General features: G+C 43.9%; 18 protein-coding genes. 14 read left to right on the top strand and 4 right to left on the bottom strand.

Going from position 1 to position 20,279, the window contains the following annotated elements:
• Positions 1–243: 243 nt before the first annotated feature.
• Positions 244–822: an XRE family transcriptional regulator gene (locus FHW89_RS25585; protein WP_172337902.1), complete on the top strand. Its 579-nt coding sequence runs from the start codon at positions 244–246 to the stop codon at positions 820–822.
• 20 nt (positions 823–842) lie between these two features.
• Here the strand turns inward: FHW89_RS25585 and FHW89_RS29070 are convergent, their stop codons facing one another.
• Entirely contained in the window at positions 843–1,052 is a 210-nt protein-coding gene (locus FHW89_RS29070; RefSeq protein ID WP_305848683.1) for a GDCCVxC domain-containing (seleno)protein, read from the bottom strand.
• Positions 1,053–1,251: 199 nt separating this feature from the next.
• On the opposite strand from FHW89_RS29070, the gene FHW89_RS25580 reads away from it, so the two are divergent.
• The 6 genes from FHW89_RS25580 (at position 1,252) to FHW89_RS25555 (ending at position 10,373) form a co-directional block, all read left to right on the top strand.
• The gene (locus FHW89_RS25580; RefSeq protein ID WP_172337901.1) at positions 1,252–1,938 is read left to right on the top strand and encodes an HAD hydrolase-like protein; all 687 of its coding nucleotides are present in this window, start codon (positions 1,252–1,254) and stop codon (positions 1,936–1,938) included.
• Positions 1,939–2,043: 105 nt separating this feature from the next.
• A complete protein-coding gene (locus tag FHW89_RS25575) occupies positions 2,044–3,399 on the top strand; it encodes a DUF5690 family protein (protein WP_172337900.1) in 1,356 nt (451 codons plus the stop codon).
• A gap of 66 nt (positions 3,400–3,465) precedes the next feature.
• Positions 3,466–4,590: a TIGR03364 family FAD-dependent oxidoreductase gene (locus tag FHW89_RS25570; protein WP_172337899.1), complete on the top strand. Its 1,125-nt coding sequence runs from the start codon at positions 3,466–3,468 to the stop codon at positions 4,588–4,590.
• Positions 4,591–4,745: 155 nt separating this feature from the next.
• Positions 4,746–7,295, top strand: a complete 2,550-nt coding sequence (locus tag FHW89_RS25565; RefSeq protein WP_172337898.1) for a phosphocholine-specific phospholipase C — start codon at positions 4,746–4,748, stop codon at positions 7,293–7,295.
• A gap of 139 nt (positions 7,296–7,434) precedes the next feature.
• Positions 7,435–9,099, top strand: coding sequence for a glycosyltransferase family 39 protein (locus tag FHW89_RS25560; protein ID WP_172337897.1), 1,665 nt, complete (start codon positions 7,435–7,437; stop codon positions 9,097–9,099).
• A gap of 89 nt (positions 9,100–9,188) precedes the next feature.
• The gene (locus FHW89_RS25555; protein ID WP_172337896.1) at positions 9,189–10,373 is read left to right on the top strand and encodes a DUF1624 domain-containing protein; all 1,185 of its coding nucleotides are present in this window, start codon (positions 9,189–9,191) and stop codon (positions 10,371–10,373) included.
• Between the two features lie 84 nt (positions 10,374–10,457).
• Here FHW89_RS25555 and FHW89_RS25550 read toward each other — a convergent pair whose 3' ends face one another.
• Entirely contained in the window at positions 10,458–11,345 is an 888-nt protein-coding gene (locus tag FHW89_RS25550; RefSeq protein WP_172337895.1) for an alpha/beta hydrolase, read from the bottom strand.
• A gap of 530 nt (positions 11,346–11,875) precedes the next feature.
• Here FHW89_RS25550 and trxA point away from each other — a divergent pair.
• The 4 genes from trxA to FHW89_RS25530 all read left to right on the top strand — a co-directional run bounded on the left by trxA (position 11,876) and on the right by FHW89_RS25530 (position 15,148).
• Entirely contained in the window at positions 11,876–12,172 is a 297-nt protein-coding gene (trxA, locus tag FHW89_RS25545) for a thioredoxin (protein ID WP_172337894.1), read from the top strand.
• A 128-nt stretch (positions 12,173–12,300) separates the two neighbouring features.
• Positions 12,301–12,954, top strand: coding sequence for a TetR family transcriptional regulator C-terminal domain-containing protein (locus FHW89_RS25540; protein WP_172337893.1), 654 nt, complete (start codon positions 12,301–12,303; stop codon positions 12,952–12,954).
• An 8-nt stretch (positions 12,955–12,962) separates the two neighbouring features.
• Positions 12,963–14,339 (top strand): AarF/ABC1/UbiB kinase family protein, encoded by a 1,377-nt coding sequence (locus FHW89_RS25535; protein ID WP_172337892.1) that lies wholly within the window; start codon positions 12,963–12,965, stop codon positions 14,337–14,339.
• A gap of 239 nt (positions 14,340–14,578) precedes the next feature.
• Positions 14,579–15,148: a hypothetical protein gene (locus tag FHW89_RS25530; protein WP_172337891.1), complete on the top strand. Its 570-nt coding sequence runs from the start codon at positions 14,579–14,581 to the stop codon at positions 15,146–15,148.
• 15 nt (positions 15,149–15,163) lie between these two features.
• Here the strand turns inward: FHW89_RS25530 and FHW89_RS25525 are convergent, their stop codons facing one another.
• Positions 15,164–15,640, bottom strand: a complete 477-nt coding sequence (locus tag FHW89_RS25525) for a DinB family protein (protein ID WP_172337890.1) — start codon at positions 15,638–15,640, stop codon at positions 15,164–15,166.
• A 477-nt stretch (positions 15,641–16,117) separates the two neighbouring features.
• On the opposite strand from FHW89_RS25525, the gene FHW89_RS25520 reads away from it, so the two are divergent.
• Genes FHW89_RS25520 through FHW89_RS25510 form a run of 3 tightly spaced genes read left to right on the top strand, consistent with a single transcriptional unit; the run spans position 16,118 to position 19,233 of the window.
• Positions 16,118–17,029 (top strand): NAD(P)H-binding protein, encoded by a 912-nt coding sequence (locus FHW89_RS25520; RefSeq protein WP_172337889.1) that lies wholly within the window; start codon positions 16,118–16,120, stop codon positions 17,027–17,029.
• Positions 17,022–17,927: a TIGR01777 family oxidoreductase gene (locus FHW89_RS25515; protein WP_172337888.1), complete on the top strand. Its 906-nt coding sequence runs from the start codon at positions 17,022–17,024 to the stop codon at positions 17,925–17,927. The genes FHW89_RS25520 and FHW89_RS25515 overlap by 8 nt, the downstream gene beginning before the upstream one ends.
• Complete coding sequence (locus tag FHW89_RS25510) at positions 17,920–19,233, top strand: deoxyribodipyrimidine photo-lyase (protein WP_172337887.1); 1,314 nt, start codon at positions 17,920–17,922, stop codon at positions 19,231–19,233. Before FHW89_RS25515 ends, FHW89_RS25510 begins: the two co-directional genes overlap by 8 nt.
• On the opposite strand, the gene FHW89_RS25505 is transcribed toward FHW89_RS25510, so the two are convergent.
• The gene (locus FHW89_RS25505; protein WP_172337886.1) at positions 19,234–20,208 is read right to left on the bottom strand and encodes an FKBP-type peptidyl-prolyl cis-trans isomerase; all 975 of its coding nucleotides are present in this window, start codon (positions 20,206–20,208) and stop codon (positions 19,234–19,236) included.
• Between the last annotated feature and the right edge of the window lie 71 nt (positions 20,209–20,279).

Below are 20,279 nucleotides of genomic sequence, written 5' to 3'. Positions count from 1 at the left end.
TTTGCAAATAAAGGGTATCCACATTATGAAAATATTAAATGTTTGTAAAATATCGTTTTCGCTTAATATTAACCCTGGGTTATACGTTATTAACTCATTAATATCATTACTAGGTGATTAAGTGCCCGTTTTGAAGGCTTTCCCGTGTCAATTTATGGTATCACTTTAATGGATGGAGATTTTTTGAATTTTGACTTTTGGATTTTGACCACTACTTTGCACCCGCTAATTGGAAACTAAATAATGGAAGAAGATATACTGATACAGATCAGTAACCGGATAAAAGAACGTCGCCGCGAAAAAAACATCACCGTACAGGAACTGGCCATACGGGCCAATGTAAGTAAAGGATTGATATCACAGATTGAGAATAGCCGCACCATACCATCATTAATGGTATTGATAGATATTATCAAAGCCCTGGAAATTGACCTGAACGAGTTTTTTAAAGACATCCGCTCAAAAAGTGATCATTTACCGATACTGATAAAACGCAAACATGAGTATGATCATTTTGAAAAAGAACATGCTATCGGTTTTCATTACCAACGCATCTTTACCCAATCCATAACGCAATCTACTGTCGACATTGTGATCCTGGAATTGGAGCCAGGCGCTACACGCCCGCTTGTGGAAACAGATGCCTTTGAGTACAAATACATTTTGCAGGGCGAAATAGAATACCAGTTTAATGACGACCGGATAGCCATACATCAAGGCGATTCTATGCTATTTGACGGCCGCATTCCACATACACCTAAAAATTTGGGCAACACCACAGCCATCATGCTTGCGGTTTATTTTTTTGAAGAGAAAAAGTAACCGGCTATTTTATAATTAAGTTAATTACAGCACGAACTATTGACCTGCAAAGGCGGACATTTGTAAGTGCCGTAGCTGCAAAAAACACAGCGATCGCCCTCCTTAGGCTTTAATAAAGTATTACAGTTGCCGCATTGGTAAAAATACTGACAGGCACTCACCGGCATCTCCTCCTGTTTTTTAAAACCACAAACCGGGCAGGTAATTTCTGAAACAAGTATTACTTCCATACTTAAAGTTAGCATTATTCCTGCTGACATCATGCCCCATATGGAGGATACATATTTACTTTGACAGCAAGAGGTTATTAAGGGTGCAGGTTATACTTTTTCGCACAAAATCCTCTCATCTTAACCATATCTTAACACAAATTTAGTTTGATATTAATAAACAAAGTTTACTATTGCTAAACATTATTTCATTAATATTATGGCCATTAAATTAGTAGTTTTTGACATAGCCGGTACCACGGTTAAAGACGATCAGGAAGTGAGTAAAGCTTTTCAAGCCGCTTTAAAAAAATATAGTTATCATATAGAACTTGACCGGATCGATCCTTTAATGGGTTATGAAAAAACGCTGGCCATTAAACAAATATTGCTACTGATTGAAAGTGATATCAATAAAATCACCCCGGAGCTGATTGGCGACATTCATAAAGAATTTGTACACCAGATGATCAGCTTTTACAAAAACGAACCGGGCATTGAGCCCCTGCCCCATGCAGAAGAAACATTGGCAGCCCTTCGCGCGGCCGGTATACAAGTAGGTATCAACACCGGTTTTTCACGTGATATTGCCGATACGATAGTAACCCGCCTACAATGGCGCGAAAAGGGTTTGATTGACCATGTGGTTGGCTCTGACGAGGTAGAACTCGGCCGCCCGCATCCCTATATGATCCAAAAAATGATGAAGGAAGGTAACATCACCGATCCATCAGAGGTAGCCAAAGTTGGTGATACCGAAGTTGATGTGCGCGAAGGTCAGAACGTGGGTTGCAAATATGTAATAGCTGTAACTACCGGCGCATTTACCCGCGCGCAGTTGGAACCTTACAATCCCACCCACATTATTGATGATATAGCACAGGTAATTGACATCATAAATCAATAGTTGGATTATGGGACTTTAGGATCATGGACAAAAGACTTAAACTCATGAAGCCAATAATTATATAAAAATGAAGCGTCCATTTTAAAATCTTCAAATTAAGTACAAATGAAATTGGTCGACCGCCTCAAGGCAAAAGTAGCCAAATGGCCTTACTCTCTGCTATCTGTAATGGCCGCTGTGGCTTCATTTGGTTTGTATACATCCATGTATGCATTTCGCAAAGCCTTTGCGGCGGGTACTTTTACCGGTCAGCAATACCTGCACATTGATTATAAGGTATGGCTGGTTATTGCCCAGGTGGTAGGTTATACCTTCAGCAAGTTTTACGGTATCCGCTTTATTGCCGAAGTAAACAGCCAAAACAGGGCGCGCTATATTTTAACCCTCATAGGTATTGCCTGGCTGGCGTTGCTGGCTTTTGCTATAGTACCAGCCCCTTTCAATATCATTTTCCTGTTCATTAACGGATTTCCATTGGGGCTCATCTGGGGCCTGGTGTTTGGTTACCTGGAAGGTCGCCGCTCTACCGAATTTATGGCAGCGGTGCTATCCATCAGTTTAATATTTGCCTCGGGTTTTGTAAAAACAGTTGGTCGCACCCTGCTCAGCGTTTTTCACGTGAACGAATATGTTATGCCCTTTTTAACAGGCGCTATATTTGTTTTACCACTGCTACTGTTTGTATTTTGTATGGAGTTGATGCCCGCCCCTACGGCCGAGGATCAAAAGCTGCGTACTAAACGTAGTCCCATGAATGCTATTGAACGTAAACAATTCCTGCTGCGATTTTTACCGGGCATTATCCTTACCATTATCATTTATGTATTGCTCACCATTATGCGTGATGTCCGCGATAATTTTGAAGTAGAGATATGGGCCGATCTGGGTGTAAAAAGCAATAGCATTTATACCAATATCGATTCCATTATATCAGTCATTGTACTGGTGGCCATGAGTTTGCTCATTTTGGTTAAAAAGAATTTAAAGGCTTTCAGTATCATTCACCTGTTCATTATTGGTGGTTGCCTATTGGTTGGCGCATCAACCCTGCTATTCACCATGAAGCTGATCAGTCCAATAAGCTGGATGACCATGGCCGGGCTTGGCCTTTACCTGGGCTATGTACCATACAATGCCATATTTTTTGAGCGGATGATAGCCACCTTTAACTATAAAAGCAACGTAGGTTTTATCATGTACGTAGCCGATTCCATGGGTTACCTGGGCAGTGTGAGCATCTTACTGATAAGAGAACTGGGCCATCCAAACATTAGTTGGGGTCACTTTTTCCAGGAAGGCGTAATGATCGTAGGCCTTGTCGGCGGTATCTGCGGTGTGCTGTCGCTCATTTACTTTTTGCAAAGCGCCAGACCAAGTCAAAATTCAAAAGTTAAAAGTCAAAATGAGAGCCCTGGCCTATCGGGCAATGACCATCTGGTAACAGGTAACTCCATAAGCTGATCATCCAAAAACATTTCGGATTAAGTTTGTTGAAGTGCCCCCATGAACAATTGAACTAATGAACCAATGAACAAACAAGCAATCATCATAGGCGCGGGTATTGTTGGCTTAGCCACAGCCCGCGCTTTAGCCATGCGTGGTTATAAGGTAACCGTATTTGAGCGTAACGAACGCGCCGTTGGTGCATCCATTCGTAATTTTGGGATGGTGTGGCCAATTGGGCAGGCAACCGGGCCTATGTATGACCGCGCCATGCTATCGCGCAGTATCTGGAAAACCATTTGTACCGAAGCGGGTATATGGCATAATGAGGTAGGATCATTGCATTTGGCTTACCATGACGATGAGTTGCAGGCCATTAAAGAATATGTAGAGGTAAATCACCGATTCCGCGATTGTGTATTATTAACGCCAGCCCAAACTTTTGCCAAATCGCTTGCCGTTAATCCCGAAGGGTTAAAAGGCGCCTTATGGAGCGGTGAGGATATGATAGTGGAATCGCGCGAGGCTGTTGGGCAGGTGGCTAAATACCTGGCCGAAAAATATGGGGTGGAGTTTCACTGGAACACCGCCATCAGCCGCATTGAACATCCCAAAGTAATATCGGGCAACCAAAGCTGGCAAGCCGATGAGATATTTGTGTGCAGCGGTGCCGAATTTGAAACATTATACCCCGAACTATTTGCTCAAACCCCTATTACCAAGTGTAAACTACAGATGATGCGCCTGGTTACCCAGCCAGATGGGTGGCGCATAGGGCCGTCATTATGCGGCGGTTTGTCTATGATCCATTATCCCGGTTTCCAGGCAGCGGCTTCGTTACCGGCTTTGCGTAAACGTTACGAAGAGCAATATGCTACGCATTTAAAATGGGGCATCCATGTAATGGTTTCACAAAATGGCAGCGGAGAATTAACCATCGGCGATTCGCACGAATATGGCCTGGTTCATGATCCATTCGACAAGGCATTTATTAATAATTTAATAATAGAGTACTTACATACTTTTGCCACTTTTAAGGACTGGAAGCTCCTGCAATCATGGCATGGTATCTATCCCAAAATGACAAACGGGGCAACCGAACTGGTTGTGGAAATTGAACCCGGTGTAACTATTATCAACGGCATGGGCGGTAATGGCATGACGCTTTCATTTGGCCTGTGTGAAGAGGTGATTGCGGCAAGAGGTTAGATTGTAGTCCATAGACCAGAGTCGATAGTCCATAGATTAATTTAAAGTTTAGAATGTAGTATTTCAGTAATAGATTTTAAAATTTCTTAATATTGAAAAAATAATAACCATGGTCTATGAACCATCGACCATGGACCAATAATAAATAAATACCCATGTTTGATACCCGCAGAGACTTTCTAAAGAAAGCAGCATTATTGACGGGCGCGGCCGGTATGGCCAGTATCTTGCCCGAATCTATTCAAAAAGCGATGGCCATTAACCCGGCCTCCGGCAGTACCTACCTGGATGCCGAGCATATCGTGATATTGATGCAGGAAAACCGCTCTTTTGACCATACCTATGGTACGCTAAAAGGTGTACGCGGTTATAACGATCCGCGGGCTATTGATCTGCCTAATAAAAATAAAGTATGGCTGCAATCAAACAAAGCCGGTGAAACTTATGCCCCTTTCCGCCTGGATATCAAGGGAACTAAAGCCACCTGGATGTCATCACTACCGCACTCCTGGGCCAACCAGGTAAATGCCCGTAATGATGGAAAATATGATGAGTGGCTCAATGTAAAACAAAATGGAATTAAAGAGTACAGGCACATGCCGCTTACCCTGGGTTATTACAACCGGGAGGACTTGCCTTTTTATTATGCCCTGGCCGATGCCTTTACCGTGTGCGATCAGAATTTCTGTTCGGCATTAACCGGAACCAATCCTAACCGTTTATATTTCTGGAGCGGTACCATACGCGCCGAACAGCATGAAGATTCACTGGCCCATGTATGGAATGAGGATATGGATTATGGTACGCTCAACTGGGCTACTTTCCCCGAGCGTTTAGAAGATCATGGCATATCCTGGAAACATTACCAAAACGAGGTAGCTATCGACAGCGGTTTTGAAGGCGAAGAGGATTCCTGGTTATCCAATTTCCAGGACAACCCATTGGAGTTTTTTGGCCAGTACAATATCAAGCTGCATGATAATCATATCACTTATCTGCAAAAAAGATCAACTCTTTTGCCCGATGAGATAAGCGTGTTGGAGAAACAAATAGCCGCTTTACCTGCCGGCGACGCGCACATCGATCACCTGCAAAAACAGCTGAAACAGAAAAAACGCGACCTGGACAATATCAAAAAAGATATGGCCAGTCTTGACCCGGGCAAATTCGCCACATTATCACAACGCGAAAAAAACCTGCACCAGAAAGGCTTTGTCACCAATACCAACGATCCGCATTACCGCCAACTGGTTAACCTCAAATACAACGATAACGGTACCGAGCGTGAACTGCTGGTACCCAAAGGCGATGTGCTGCACCAGTTTAGAGAGGATGTAAAAACAGGACAGCTACCAACCGTTTCCTGGATATCGGCCCCTGAAAATTTCTCGGACCATCCCAGCGCAGCCTGGTTTGGCGCCTGGTATGTATCTGAGGTAATGGATATACTGACCCAGAACCCCGAGGTTTGGAAGAAAACCATTTTCATATTGGCTTATGACGAAAACGATGGTTATTTTGACCATGTACCGCCATTTGTAGTACCTCATTCTAAAAAACCGGGTACCGGCCTGGTTTCAAAAGGCATTGACACCAGTGTTGATTTTGTGACCCTTGCCCAGGAAAAAGCGCGCAATAATTTCCCACAGATGTATGACCGTGAATGTTCTATAGGCCTGGGTTATCGCGTGCCATTGGTTATTGCTTCGCCATGGTCAAGAGGAGGCTGGGTAAATTCCGAAGTATTTGACCATACTTCAACCCTGCAATTCCTGGAGAACTTTTTAAGCAAAAAAACAGGCAAAAAAGTATCTGAACCTAACATCAGCAGCTGGCGCCGTACCATTTGCGGCGATTTGACCAGCGTTTTCAGACCATACAATGGCGAAAAAATAGCCAATCCTGAGTTTGTAGCTAAAGACGCGTTTTTAGAAAGCATCCACCAGGCAAAATTTAAAAAACTGCCCACCTATAAACTGCTTACCGCAGATGAAATAGCGCAAATCAATAAAGATCCGCACTCATCGCCGTACATGGCTAAACAGGAGCAAGGCATCAAACCATCATGCGCCCTGCCCTACCAGCTATATGCCGATGGCAAGTTGAGTGCCGATAAAAAATCGTTCGACATAAAATTTACTGCCGATAATAAAGCCTTCGGCGATAAAGCTACCGGCGCGCCATTTAATGTTTACGCCCCGGGCAAATACGCCAGTTTTAACGATCCGCAAAAAATGGAATCGCTGCGTACCTGGGCATATGCCCTCACCGCGGGCGATAGTCTTACCGACAACTGGCCCGTACATGAATTTGAGAACGATGAATACCACCTGCGTGTTTACGGCCCCAACGGTTTCTTCCGGGAATATAAAGGCAATGCCAATGATCCGCATCTGGATGTTATCTGCGATTACGAACACATCAGTAATAAGCTCACAGGCAATGTCGCTTTAAAACTATCCAATACCGATGGCAAAACCCACACCATCGAAATAACCGACCATGCCTATAAAACCAATAACTTAAAGAAAGTATTGGCAGGCAAAGGACAAAGCACCCTGGTGCTTAACCTGGCTAAAAGTCATGGCTGGTATGATTTCAGCGTAAAAGTAAGCGGCAGCCAATCCTTCGAAAAAAGATACGCGGGCCGCGTAGAAACCGGCAAACACAGCTTCAGCGATCCGCTGATGGGGAAAGTGGTTTAAGCTGATAAAGAAAACATGTCATTGCGTAGTTTCCCGCAATGACATGTTTTCCTGTTTCTCGGGTATTCTGGTTAATAGTTTAGATCTCCTCCATAAATAATCTGCTTATATTTACGGCCATTATACCCCGTTTGTTCATATGCATCAACCCAATACCGTCCACCAAACCAAATGGCTATACCTGTTCATCGGCATGGCCGTGATCATCAACTTTACTGGTTTGTTTACCACCATTATGGGCCCGGATGCTAACCTCTACGCCAACATAGCCAAAACCATGGTGCTGCGTAACAACTACGCCGACCTGTTTGCCTGGGAAACCGACTGGCTCGATAAACCTCATTTCCCGTTTTGGGTTGCCGCCGTATTTTTTAAATGCTTTGGTTTTACTACCTGGGCATATAAGCTTCCGGGTATATTGTTTATGATGATGGGCGTGGTGTATACCTATCATTTTGCTAAAGATCTTTATAATAAACAAATCGCCTTATGGGCGGTGCTGATATTACTTACCGCCCAGCATATCATCCTTTCCAATACCGATGTACGGGCCGAGCCTTATTTAACCGGGCTTATCATCGCCGCGGTTTATCATTTTTATAAGGCATATACCCGTAATAATTTTGGACAACTGGTGCTGGCCTGCTTGTTCACTGCCTGCGCCGTGATGACGAAGGGCATGTTCGCACTCATCACTATCGGCGGGGCTGTAGTTGGCCATTTGCTCATTACCCGCCAATGGAAACAGCTTTTTCACTGGCGCTGGCTGCTGGCTATGGTTTTGGTGCTCCTGTTTATCACCCCCGAAATATGGTGCCTGTACCGGCAATTTGACCTCCATCCCGAAAAAGTGGTATTTGGGCACACCGGTGTATCGGGCATCAAATTCTTTTTTTGGGATAGCCAGTTCGGGCGTTTTTTTAATACCGGACCTATTAAAGGTAATGGCGATCCTACCTTTTTTATACATACTACGCTCTGGGCATTTCTGCCATGGTCGTTGGTATTATTCGTGGCGATATTTCAGTTCATCAAAAAGGGAATCAAAAATGTACAGGCGCAAGAATGGTACTGCATCTGCGGATCACTCATTACTTTCCTGCTGTTCTCGGCATCCAAATTCCAGCTGCCGCATTATCTCAATATCGTATTCCCGTTTTTCGCCATTATTACGGCACAATATCTTTATAAGCTCAGTTCCGAAAAAAGTATTAAAGCGGTACGCATCACCCAAACTATCGTTATTATATTGATGCTGCTCATTATAACCGCCCTGTGGTATTTTTATCGGCCTGAAACCTTTGTCCCGCTCACTGCATCCATCATCATTATATTCCTGCTCTTACTTATATTTTTACCAGGCAAGGTATCCACGGGCATGCAGCGGATCATTTTCAGCACCATGCTGGCTTCGTTTATTATCAACCTGTTTCTTAACCTGTGTTTTTATCCCTCGCTGCTGCATTATCAATCGGGCAGTGAGGCCGCCCTATGGATCAACCAGAACAATCTGCAAAGATTACCGGTTTATATTAACGACGGCCAGTTTCATGACGATTTTAACTTTTATCTTCATACACAGGCCACCGCAGTAAGCGATGCCGACAAAGACAAGATAAAGGGCCAGGCCCTGCTATATGCCAACACCGGCGTACTGCATGATCTCGAAGGAAAAGGCTGGAAATTCACTGTTGTCAAAACCTTTAAACATTATTCCGTAACCCGCCTTAAGCCCACCTTTTTGAACCGTAATACACGCCAAACAGAACTATCGGAGGTACAGGTAGTACTCTTAAATCCATAGGCAACACTTCTAACATCATTATAAAACTCAAGCTATTATATTAAATATCAATCATTTAATGTATATTCAAAATAACTTAAGTTTTATTGATGCCACCACCAACTGAAAATAAACAGCGCGTTCAATCCATTGATGTGCTGCGCGGCCTCATCATGCTTGTTATGGCCCTTGATCATGTACGCGACTTTTTTCATCTCAGCAATGTTAATCCTACCGATATGGCCACTACGACGCCATTTTTGTTTTTTACCCGGTGGATAACCCATTTTTGCGCACCTACATTTGTTTTTCTGAGTGGTGTATCGGCAAACCTGGCAGGCTCCAGGCGCAGTCCGGGCGAGTTCTCCGGTTTCCTGATCAAACGTGGTCTTTGGCTCATTGCTGTGGAAGTTGTGCTGATGACGCTGGCCATATCGGCCAACCCGTTTTATAATTTTATCATATTACAGGTGATATGGGCAATAGGAATCAGTATGATCATCCTGGGGCTACTTAACCGTCTCCCAATAAAAGTGATTGGCTTTATTGGCTTACTGTTGTTTTTTGGCCATAACCTGTTTGATTTGCCCGGCCTGTTTAATCCTGCGACGGCAGGTTCTGCCACTAAAATATTGTTTACCGCCAGTGCCGCCATAATACCGCTCGGAAAATCGCATTTTATATTTTGCCTTTACGCCATACTCCCCTGGACCAGCGTTATGCTGCTGGGCTATACTTTTGGCGCGCTATATCGTTCGGGCTATGATGCCGTGCTCCGGCGCAGGCAGCTACGTTACGCTGGTCTGATCACGCTGGGGATCTTTGTTATCGTAAGGGCCATTAATATTTATGGTGATCCCGCGCCATGGGCGGTACAACGTAATGCATTGTTTACAGTGATGTCATTCCTCAATACCACCAAATACCCCTGCTCGCTGTTATATCTCTGTATGACGCTCGGCGTATCGCTGCTGCTGCTCTCCTATTTCGAGAAAATACAAAACAAGGTCACCGATATATTTAATATTTACGGCAAAGTGCCTTTCTTTTATTACGTGCCCCATTTTTATATCATCAGGGTATTGAGCATCATTTTCTTTTTTGCCTGGGGGTACACCAGTAAAGATATCGGCACACCACAATCCCCTCTCTGGTTCCGTCCCCCATCCTTTGGCTATAGTTTGCTGGTGGTTTACCTGATATGGCTGCTGGTTATCGCGTCTCTTTATTTTCCATGCCGGTGGTTTGGCAAATACAAGCAAACGCATAAGCAATGGTGGTTGAGTTATTTGTAAGTCTCTTTCCTAAGTTCTGAGTCGGGAGTCTAAAGACAAGCCATCAGCCTAATCAAAAGTTCCCCATTCAGGCTGTTAGGGGCCTCAATGAAGCACCTTTGGCCGTTCCCTCCTTACGGGTGTTAAATAGTTATTATCCGTTAGCCAATCGGCCAGACGCTGTGGCCAGGTATTGATGGATTGCAGTTTAGACCGGTTGCCCATGTTAAAACCATGGCTGCCCTGTGTGTACAGATGCATCTCTACAGGTATTTTGGCGGCACGGTACGCGTTCAACAATTTCACCAACGGTGTTGAACAGCAAGGATCATCATTGGCAGCCAGCAAAAATGCAGGCGGTGCATCGGCAGGTAATTCATCAGGTACGTACAGCGGACCAGGATATATCTGGATCACAAAATTTGGTCGGGCATTCAGTCGATCTACCGGATCAGGCGCATTCGCATTGCCTTTACCCTCTCCATAAGCCACCATATCTACCACCTCGCCACCTGCCGAAAAGCCCATCATCCCTATCCGGTTAGTATCCAAGCCATATTCGGTGGCCTTACTGCGCACCAGTCGCATGGCCCTATAACCATCCTGTTTGGCATGTACATCAATTTTATAGGGCGATAGCGTGTCCCTGCCCAAACGATATTTTAATACAAAAACGGTTACGCCCAGGTTGCTCAGGTATTTACCAGGCTCAATCCCTTCGGCCGTATAAACCAGCAAACGATGACCACCACCCGGGCATACCACAATGGCCGCGCCGTTGGCCTTACCCGCTGGTGGTGCAAAAACCGTGAGCGATGGATTATGGATGTTTTTCACCCAATAGTCTTTAGCCTGCTCAGGCTCATTACGACGGTTCTCAAAACCCGGCGCGCCTTTGGGCCAAAGCGGTATCACGATTGGTTTGTCCTGTGCCAATATGGCTATAGGCAAAGCCAGCAGCAGATACAGGCAGATGATTAGTTTAGTTTGCATGCTTAAATTTAGGGATTTTATTTAGTGATTCTATGTTTACTACCGTCACTCGGCTGAAGCCAAGCAACTGCGAGGTGGTTTTTCTTTCTTCCCGTTAGCAGATAAGCTTCGGGCGAAAGTGGGCAGAACGATGCGGGCCTGTGGGAAAGGAGGGGCATAGCGAACCTTACCTGAAGCGTGGATAATGAGCGAACGAAGTGGAGGTAAGGTTTAGCAGCCCGTGGTTCTGCCCGGTTTGCAGGGCAAAGGCCACGTGCGGCAAAGAAGCATTTCTGATGACTTGATTTTTGGTTACTTTGTATCAAGACAAAGTAACAGCCTCAGCGGCAATTGAGCGCTCTACAACACGCCTTATTCGCCCTGTATAGCTTAGAGATTGCTTCGTACCCTTACAGCAATGACGTATTTTTTATCATAACCCCAAAGTCATAATATACTCCATCCCTCTAAATACCCTAAACTTTTACGAAATTAGAGTGTTCATAACAAGTGGACTATGAACTTTCACCCGTGAACTAAATAAATACGCTATGGCAAATTTCCAGGAAATTATAGCATCAGAAACTCCTGTGCTGGTTGATTTTTCGGCCGAATGGTGTGGCCCTTGTAAAATGATGCCACCCATATTGCAGGACGTAAAACACGCCCTTGGCGACAAGGTGAAGATCATCAAAATAGATATCGACAAAAACCCATCGGCAGCCAACGCCTACAGGATACAAAGTGTACCTACCCTTATGATATTTCAAAAAGGGCAAACCAAATGGCGGCAAAGCGGTGTGATACAGGCCCGGCAATTACAACAGGCGGTGGAGCAGTTTATATAATGCCTCACCCCGGCTCTCCATCCCGATAGTTATCGGGAGAGATGGAGTAATAAAAAAGTAAAAATCAAGCAAAGCAAAGTCCTCTCCCTTGGAGAGGATTTAGGTGAGGCTCTTAAAAATTCAAAATTATGGCAACTATCGAAAGCATTCAGAACGCGTATATTGATTATGTACTCACCGAGGGCGAGCAGCCTAAATCGGTTTACATTTTTGCCAAACAAAACGAAATGACCGAGGCTGAATTTTACCAGTTCTTTGGTTCATTTGAAGCGGTTGAACAAAACATCTGGGCCGAATTTGCCCGAAAAACTCTAATGGAAATTCGCGGACAAGAGATTTGGGGCGGATACAGTGCCCGCGAAAAAGCCCTTTCGTTTTTTTACGGTTTCTTCGAGCTGATCAAAAACAGCCGCAGCTTTGCCATTTATACCATCAACAAGCAACCCAAAGGTTTTACTACCCCGCGCGTGTTTGAGCAGTTGAAGGATATTTACGAAAACTTTGCAGACGAGATACTAAAAGAAGGACTGGAATCATCAGAGCTAAGCGATCGTAAGTTTTTCAGCAAGCGTTATAAAGATGCCTTGTGGGTGCAATTTGTATTTGTATTGAACTTTTGGGTAAATGACAACTCTGCCGGGTTCGAGAAAACCGATGAAGCTATTGAAAAAGGCGTTAACGTTACGTTCGACCTGTTTCAGCGTTCACCAATCGACAATCTGTTTGAATACGGCAAATTCCTGGTTAAAAACGGCGGTATAAAGGATAAGATGGGATTTTAATATTACCTATGACAGATGAAAATAATAAAGTCTCCCCTACTGGGGGAGATCCGATAGCTATCGGATTAGAGGGGGCCTCCGAACAAAACAGTATGCCCACCACCAAGGTGCAGCGTTCGGCCAAATTTGTGACCACTGGTATTAAAATTGGCGGCAATTATATCAAGCATTATTCCAAAAAGTTATTCAACCCGGACATGGACAAATCTGAGTTGAATGAGGATAACGCTACAGACATTTACAAATCATTAAGCGAACTTAAAGGCAGCGCCCTTAAAGTGGCGCAAATGCTCAGCATGGATAAAAACCTGCTGCCGCAGGCCTATGTCGATAAATTCACCCAATCGCAATACAACGCACCACCGCTTTCGGGACCGCTGATCGTGCAAACCTTCAGAAAATATTTCGGTAAAAACCCAGATCAGATTTTTGATAAATTCAACATCCGATCTACCAATGCCGCCTCTATTGGCCAGGTTCACGAGGCAGAGCTTAATGGTAAAAGGCTGGCCGTGAAGATCCAGTATCCCGGCGTGGGCGATTCTATCTCGTCCGATCTGAAACTGGTGAAACCCTTCGCCTTCCGGATGTTAGGTATGAGCGAGCGCGACCTGGAAATTTATATGCGCGAGGTAGAGGAACGCCTATTGGAAGAAACCGACTATGAACTGGAAGTACGCCGTTCCGTCGAGTTTTCAACCGCCTGCGCCAACTTAGATAATGTCGTATTCCCTAATTATTATCCCGAACTGAGCAGCAAACGCATCATTACCATGGATTGGCTCGAGGGCAAACACCTGCGCGAGTTTCTGGCCACCAATCCATCACAGGAGCTGCGTAACCAAATCGGCCAGGCCCTGTGGGATTTTTATAATTTTCAGCAGCATGAGCTCCGCGCCGTACATGCCGATCCGCATCCCGGCAACTTCCTGATCACACCCGATGGTAAACTGGGCGTTATTGATTTTGGCTGTATTAAAGAGATGCCCGAGGATTTTTATTATCCGTTCTTCTCCCTCACCTCTACCAATCTGCTCGATAACAAAGTGGAAACCATCAAGGCTTTCCGTCAGCTGGATATGATCCACAAGGATGACAGCCCCGCGCAGATAGAGTTTTATTATACCCAGTTCCGCGAAATGATAGAGCTGTTTGCCATGCCCTACCTGCATGACCACTTTGATTTTAGCCAGACAGCCTTTTTCGATCAGCTATACCGCTTCGGCGAACGCTTATCTAAATTACCTGAGTTTAAACAGGCCCGGGGCGTAAAGCATTTTATCTACGTAAACCGCACCAACTTTGGTCTGTACAATATCCTTCACGAACTTAAAGCCCAGGTTAAAACCGATACTTACAAACCGCACGTAGTGCTGGAGTATTAAGGTTTTTCAGTTGGCGGATAGCAGTAAAAATATATGGTCCTGGGGTAAAAGCCGGGGACAGCGCGATTCCTTCCTTGGGGAAGGGAAGGAAGGGGTTTCTGCTCATAGAGACCTGTCAGGCGTATATACCTCTCTGCCTGTACACAAATTAACCGCACCCCTCCAGAGGGAGGGAACTTAAAAAGTAACCTTATTGCGCAACAATGTTTTTAATACCTTTGAATAACTATCATCACCATATGAAAACCCTTTACCTGCTCCTGCTCATTTGTATTATTACCTCCTGCAAACCAAAACCTGCAAAAACCAATAGCGATGCTAAGGTTAAGCCGGTTAAAGTTTTGCCGGCATCTTATAAAAGCACCCAGACACTCCAGGCCAGCGCCAAGGATTCCGTTCAAAGTGAAACAGATACCATTAATTACGCCGATTATTACGTTGTAGTGGCAGATACCGGACGTAGTTATAATACACTCCGGGGAAAAATGTTCGATCTGAATAAATCTCTAAACATCCTTATTGACACTATGGATCGCGGTTACAATAAAACCAAAGACCTGATAGCGCTTCCGGATAATTATGACGATGAGATGTACGCAGGCGATTATTATCCACGAAGATCAGTTTCTGATTTCTTAAGCCTGGAATATCTAAACCAGTATAAATCTGATGCCAAAGAAAAAACCATTGCCCTGGTAAGGGGTATCTACGAAACCAAAACAAGCGCCGACAGCGCCCTGCTGGCTATGGGGCAATCAAAAACAGCATTTTCCTTTAAGGCTAAGGTTTATGTTGGCTGTATGCATTAAGCCAGTGAGCAATTTTCAATTCCTTATCACATCCGTATCAACCGGGATATAGCCCAGTTGCCTGCTCATATTAGCTAATTGCCCTTTATGATGGTATTCGTGAGTGATTACGTGTGTAAATAGCTCCAGCGGTGTTAAGGTTAGTACCGTTTCGCCCTCCCTTGGCAAGGTAAGCGGGGCATTAATATCATCCTTGTATTGTTGCAAAAAGCTGGTAACCATCAGGTTCACCTCATCAAACATACCGCGAATAGCCTGTATGTTCTTGTGATTGTCTTCAGTAAAGTAGGGCCGTTGTTCCTGCTGCAAAAAATTGAACAGCCAGCCTAAATAAGTATTAGCCTCATGCCTCATTAAACTACCCATACAATCGTTATTGTACAACGGGATTGCTTGGGCCAAATGTTCCGGACGGATGGTTTCACAATAGTTAAGCAATGCCCCACGGGATGACAAAACCAATTGATATTGATGTAATAGCGTTGCGCACATACTATTTGCCGTTTAATAATCAATCCAAATTTTTTGTATTGGACAAACATGGCAGCCTATTGGCAATATGGTTTGTCCTTCTCCACAAATTTACGTATCTTTATACTCAACAGCCCGCTTGTCTTTTTATCAGACAATCGGGCTGTTTTGTTAAGGACAAAACAAGGTTAAAAATTGATCATTTTTCATATAGTTATTTGACAATCAATTATTCAATACTTTTTAAAGTTTCAAAAACCGCTCAAAATCATGTTAAAAATTTGTTAAAAAGTGTTAAAATGAGGTGTTTTTGATCTGTTTTTAACCCCTTTTTGAGCAGAAAAATGTTAAAATTAAAGGTTTAAAAAGTTTTTAGCTTGTTTTAAGTTTGCACCATTGTAACCAACAATTCAGGATGTAAACATATAGCCGTTTTGTTCAAACATAGTATTGCGGAGTAATTTTAAAACACCCTACCCTTTTTATTGTTGCCCATAAATGAAGGTTTTACTTGCCGGTGCTAATAGTTATATAGGTAAGCTGCTGATCCCCGTTTTGTTGGAGAAAGGCCATGAAATTGTTTGCCTGGTAAGTGATAAGAGGCGTTTTCAGGAGCGCAATGATTTTGCCGGTCGTGTTACCCTCATCGTCGGCGATCTGTTGCGGGAGCAAAGTATTGAGGCATTCCCGGCAGATATTGAGGTTGCTTATTACCTGGTACATTCCATGGCGCAATCACAGGATCTGGCTGCGCTGGAAGCGCTATCGGCTTATAATTTTATACATGCCCTTGATCAGACAGGTTGCCGACAAACTATATTTTTGAGCGGTATCAGCAACGGCAAAATTCAATCTAAGCATGCTGAATCACGCAAACATGTAGAGGATGTGCTAAGGGAAGGTAAGTCGGCCTTAACCATTTTACGGGCAGCTATTATCATTGGTTCAGGTAGCGCATCGTTCCAGATCATCCGTGATATCACCGAAAAATCACCGGTGGTAACCGTGCCCGGTTGGGTTAATTACCCCTGCCAGCCTATAGCAGTACGCGATGTGCTCACTTACCTGGAAAATATAATGCTAAACGAAAAAACCTTCCATCGCAGTTTCGACATCGGTGGACCGGATATTTTAACTTTTAAAGAAATGATACAGGGTTATGCGCAAATACGTCAGCTTAAAAGGCGTATCATCAGCATCCCCTTCCTGCCGGCAGGAGTTTTATCCTATTGGCTAAGTCGTACCAACTCTTTTGACTACGCTACTACCCGTGATCTGGCCAACAGCCTGATGAATGAAAGCATTATGCATGAGCACTCCATTCAGGATATTGTACCCGGTCAATGCTTAACTTATAAAGAATCGCTAATTTTAGCCATGAACCATATACCGGTAAAAAACAATGAGTAAAAACATCCTGATAACAGGTGCATCGGGCTCGGTGGGCAGGCGCCTTATAGCTTTACTGCTTGGTAAGGGTTATAGTGTAAGTGCCTTAAGCCGGACACCGGGTAAAAACCCTGCTGTTAAAACCTTTATATGGGATGTTAACCAGGGCATTATTGATGACCGTTGCATTGATAGTATAGATACCATAGTGCACCTGGCCGGGGCAGGCATAGCCGAAAACCGATGGACGGAGAAGCGCAAAAAGGAATTGATTGACAGCCGTACCAAATCAATAGGATTGATATACGATCTGTTAAAAAAGAGGGAACACCAGGTAACCTCCGTGATCTCTGCATCGGCTATAGGCTACTACAGCGACCGTGGTGATGAACTGATGACAGAAAATAGTTCACCCAATACCGATTTTATGGCTCATTGCTGTATTGAATGGGAAAACGCGGTGGATGAAGGAAAGAAACTTGGGCTACGGATTGTAAAGTTTCGTACCGGAGTGGTGTTGGATAAAGATGGCGGTGCATTGTCCAAATTGGCTCAACCCATTAAATTGTATGTGGGCTCGCCTTTAGGTAACGGCAGGCAATGGATTCCCTGGATACACTGGCAGGATGTAGTGGACATGTATATGCATAGCATTGAAAACACGGCTTTTAATGGCATTTTCAATATGGTAGCGCCTAACCCGGTTACCAACGCACAACTAACCCAGGCCGTAGCTAAACAATTGCATAAACCGCTTTGGGCTCCAAACGTACCTGCTTTTGTGTTGAAGCTGATGCTCGGCGAAATGAGCACCATTGTTTTAGGCAGCACAAAAGTTTCGGCACAGAAGATCCAGGATGCAGGGTTCAGGTTTAAATTCACAGAAATATCTGCGGCATTAAAGGAAATATATGGATAAAAAAACTCCGATAGTCATTTTCTGGTTTCGCCGAGACCTGCGTTTAAACGACAACGCAGGCTTATATCATGCTTTAAAAAGCGGTAATCCAGTTCTTCCCTTATTTATTTTTGATAAAGAGATACTGGATGATCTTGAAGGCAAAGACGATGCTCGTGTAACCTTTATCCATCAAACCATTGAGCAACTGAGCAAAGAGCTGCATAAATTAGGTAGCGGTTTAACGGTCATCTATGATAAAGCCGAGCATGCCTGGGACGACATTATTCATACGCATAACATCGCGGCCGTTTATACCAATCATGACTATGAACCTTATGCCATCAAACGCGATAAGGCCGTAAAAGAAAAATTAAACAAGCGTGGCATCGAGCTAAAAACCTTTAAAGACCAGGTTATATTTGAAAAAGACGAAGTTGTTAAGGATGATGGCAAGCCCTACACGGTTTATACACCCTATCAACGCAAATGGTACAGTCTCCTGAAACCATTTTACCTGAAGGTTTATCCTACCAAAAAATATCTGAAAAATCTGGCTAAAATAGAGGTACCACCCATTCCTTCTTTAAAACAAATGGGATTTAAGAAAAGCTCCATACCCTTTCCCGATCAGGAATATAAAGATGTGATTGCCGAGTATAAGGAGAAAAGGGATTTCCCGGCTGTTAAAGGCACATCGCGCATTAGCTTGCATTTGCGTTTTGGTACAGTAAGCATTCGGGAGCTGGCCCAAACAGCTTATGCCAGCCCCGATAAAACATGGTTGAATGAGCTAATATGGCGGGAGTTTTATATGATGATCCTATACCATTTCCCGCATACAATGGATCATGCTTTCCGGCCGGAGTATGACCGTATTAAATGGGTGAACGATGAAGCACAATTTACAGCCTGGTGTAATGGGCAAACGGGTTATCCCATTGTAGACGCGGGCATGCGCGAACTAAATGCAACAGGGTTTATGCACAACCGTGTGCGTATGATTGTGGCCAGCTTTTTAAGTAAACACTTACTGATAGACTGGCGCTGGGGCGAACATTATTTTGCCAGGAAACTGCTTGATTACGAAATGGCCAGTAATGTAGGCGGCTGGCAATGGGCCGCAGGTTCAGGTACAGACGCGGCTCCCTATTTTCGCATATTTAGCCCCGATGCGCAAACCAAGAAATTCGACCCGCAACTACAATATATTAAAAAATGGGTTCCGGAATATGCTGATTTTAGCAAATATCCGAAACCCATTATTGATCACGCTTTCGCACGTGAGCGTTGTTTAAAGGCTTTTAAAGAAGCATTAGCAAAATAACTACGGATTAGTTACTGTACCAATTGTAAAGTCATAATATAAAGGAACATCAGGTCCAATGGTAGTACCACTTCCACTCTTTCCATAACCCAACCTGGATGGTATAAGCATAGATACTACTGCTCCTGCTGTCTGTCCTTTTAATGCTTCCTGCACCCCAACAATGAGTTGCCCCAGAGTAAACGAAGATAAAGTTGTTGTGCCCGACGTCCCCGAGTCTGTCGCGGTACTGCCAAATATGCCGCCATTTAAAACTTTGCCTGTGTAATTACTTGTAAAAGAAGATGCCTCGGAAAGAGGATCGGTACCCGTGCCAGGTGTAACCACTTTATAATATAATCCCTGAGCCCGTCCCGACTTAACTTCATTAAATCCCGACAGGTTGTTTTTAGTTATATATTCATTAATTAAATAACGATCATATACATTTACATCTGAAATTACATTAACGTAATAATCAAGGCATTGATTACCCAAAATACGGGTACCAGTATTGCTTGAGCTGCCGGTACCGATACCGTTAACGCCGTAAGCTACCCTCGACGGAACCAGGATCCGGGCTCTGGTACCTTTATACTTGATAATATCATGTATGGCATATTGTAAACCCTTTGTAAACCCGAGTACAGGCCCACCACCCGATATATGCCCTAACAGGCCATCAAAGTGCGCCAAATTAAGGGTGTCTGCATTAACATACTTACCATCAAATGATCTTACGGTTAAAACAAACGCCACACTATCCGGATAATCCAAGGGAGTTGTTGTTGAGCCTTGCGAAAGTATCTGATAATAAATACCGCTGGTATCACCATTAGATACATCTCTTTTCATATTGGTAAGCCCGTTTGCCGAGATATAATTTTGTATCTGGGTTTGATCGTACTGAACAATATTCGGATCGTTCCTCGTTTTTCGGCAGGATATTAAACCTATAGATGTGATCAGTAAAAGCGTAAAAAGTGTTTGTTTCATTTAAATTTATTTGTTTTTTAACCGTTAAAAAGAATCAGTATAAAACCGGCTCTATTTAAGTTATTTATTTT

It is taken from the genome of Mucilaginibacter sp. SG564 (assembly GCF_013149275.1).
Lineage (GTDB): Bacteria > Bacteroidota > Bacteroidia > Sphingobacteriales > Sphingobacteriaceae > Mucilaginibacter.
The sequence above is the reverse complement of the archived record's forward strand: the minus strand, read 5'-3'. Positions and strand labels throughout refer to the sequence as shown.

Coding starts and splice junctions, on each gene's coding strand:
- FHW89_RS25585 (WP_172337902.1), top strand. CDS start 244: ATGGAAGAAGATATACTGATACAGATCAGTAACCGGATAAAAGAACGT.
- FHW89_RS29070 (WP_305848683.1), bottom strand. CDS start 1,052: ATGGAAGTAATACTTGTTTCAGAAATTACCTGCCCGGTTTGTGGTTTT.
- FHW89_RS25580 (WP_172337901.1), top strand. CDS start 1,252: ATGGCCATTAAATTAGTAGTTTTTGACATAGCCGGTACCACGGTTAAA.
- FHW89_RS25575 (WP_172337900.1), top strand. CDS start 2,044: ATGAAATTGGTCGACCGCCTCAAGGCAAAAGTAGCCAAATGGCCTTAC.
- FHW89_RS25570 (WP_172337899.1), top strand. CDS start 3,466: ATGAACAAACAAGCAATCATCATAGGCGCGGGTATTGTTGGCTTAGCC.
- FHW89_RS25565 (WP_172337898.1), top strand. CDS start 4,746: ATGTTTGATACCCGCAGAGACTTTCTAAAGAAAGCAGCATTATTGACG.
- FHW89_RS25560 (WP_172337897.1), top strand. CDS start 7,435: ATGCATCAACCCAATACCGTCCACCAAACCAAATGGCTATACCTGTTC.
- FHW89_RS25555 (WP_172337896.1), top strand. CDS start 9,189: ATGCCACCACCAACTGAAAATAAACAGCGCGTTCAATCCATTGATGTG.
- FHW89_RS25550 (WP_172337895.1), bottom strand. CDS start 11,345: ATGCAAACTAAACTAATCATCTGCCTGTATCTGCTGCTGGCTTTGCCT.
- trxA (WP_172337894.1), top strand. CDS start 11,876: ATGGCAAATTTCCAGGAAATTATAGCATCAGAAACTCCTGTGCTGGTT.
- FHW89_RS25540 (WP_172337893.1), top strand. CDS start 12,301: ATGGCAACTATCGAAAGCATTCAGAACGCGTATATTGATTATGTACTC.
- FHW89_RS25535 (WP_172337892.1), top strand. CDS start 12,963: ATGACAGATGAAAATAATAAAGTCTCCCCTACTGGGGGAGATCCGATA.
- FHW89_RS25530 (WP_172337891.1), top strand. CDS start 14,579: ATGAAAACCCTTTACCTGCTCCTGCTCATTTGTATTATTACCTCCTGC.
- FHW89_RS25525 (WP_172337890.1), bottom strand. CDS start 15,640: ATGTGCGCAACGCTATTACATCAATATCAATTGGTTTTGTCATCCCGT.
- FHW89_RS25520 (WP_172337889.1), top strand. CDS start 16,118: ATGAAGGTTTTACTTGCCGGTGCTAATAGTTATATAGGTAAGCTGCTG.
- FHW89_RS25515 (WP_172337888.1), top strand. CDS start 17,022: ATGAGTAAAAACATCCTGATAACAGGTGCATCGGGCTCGGTGGGCAGG.
- FHW89_RS25510 (WP_172337887.1), top strand. CDS start 17,920: ATGGATAAAAAAACTCCGATAGTCATTTTCTGGTTTCGCCGAGACCTG.
- FHW89_RS25505 (WP_172337886.1), bottom strand. CDS start 20,208: ATGAAACAAACACTTTTTACGCTTTTACTGATCACATCTATAGGTTTA.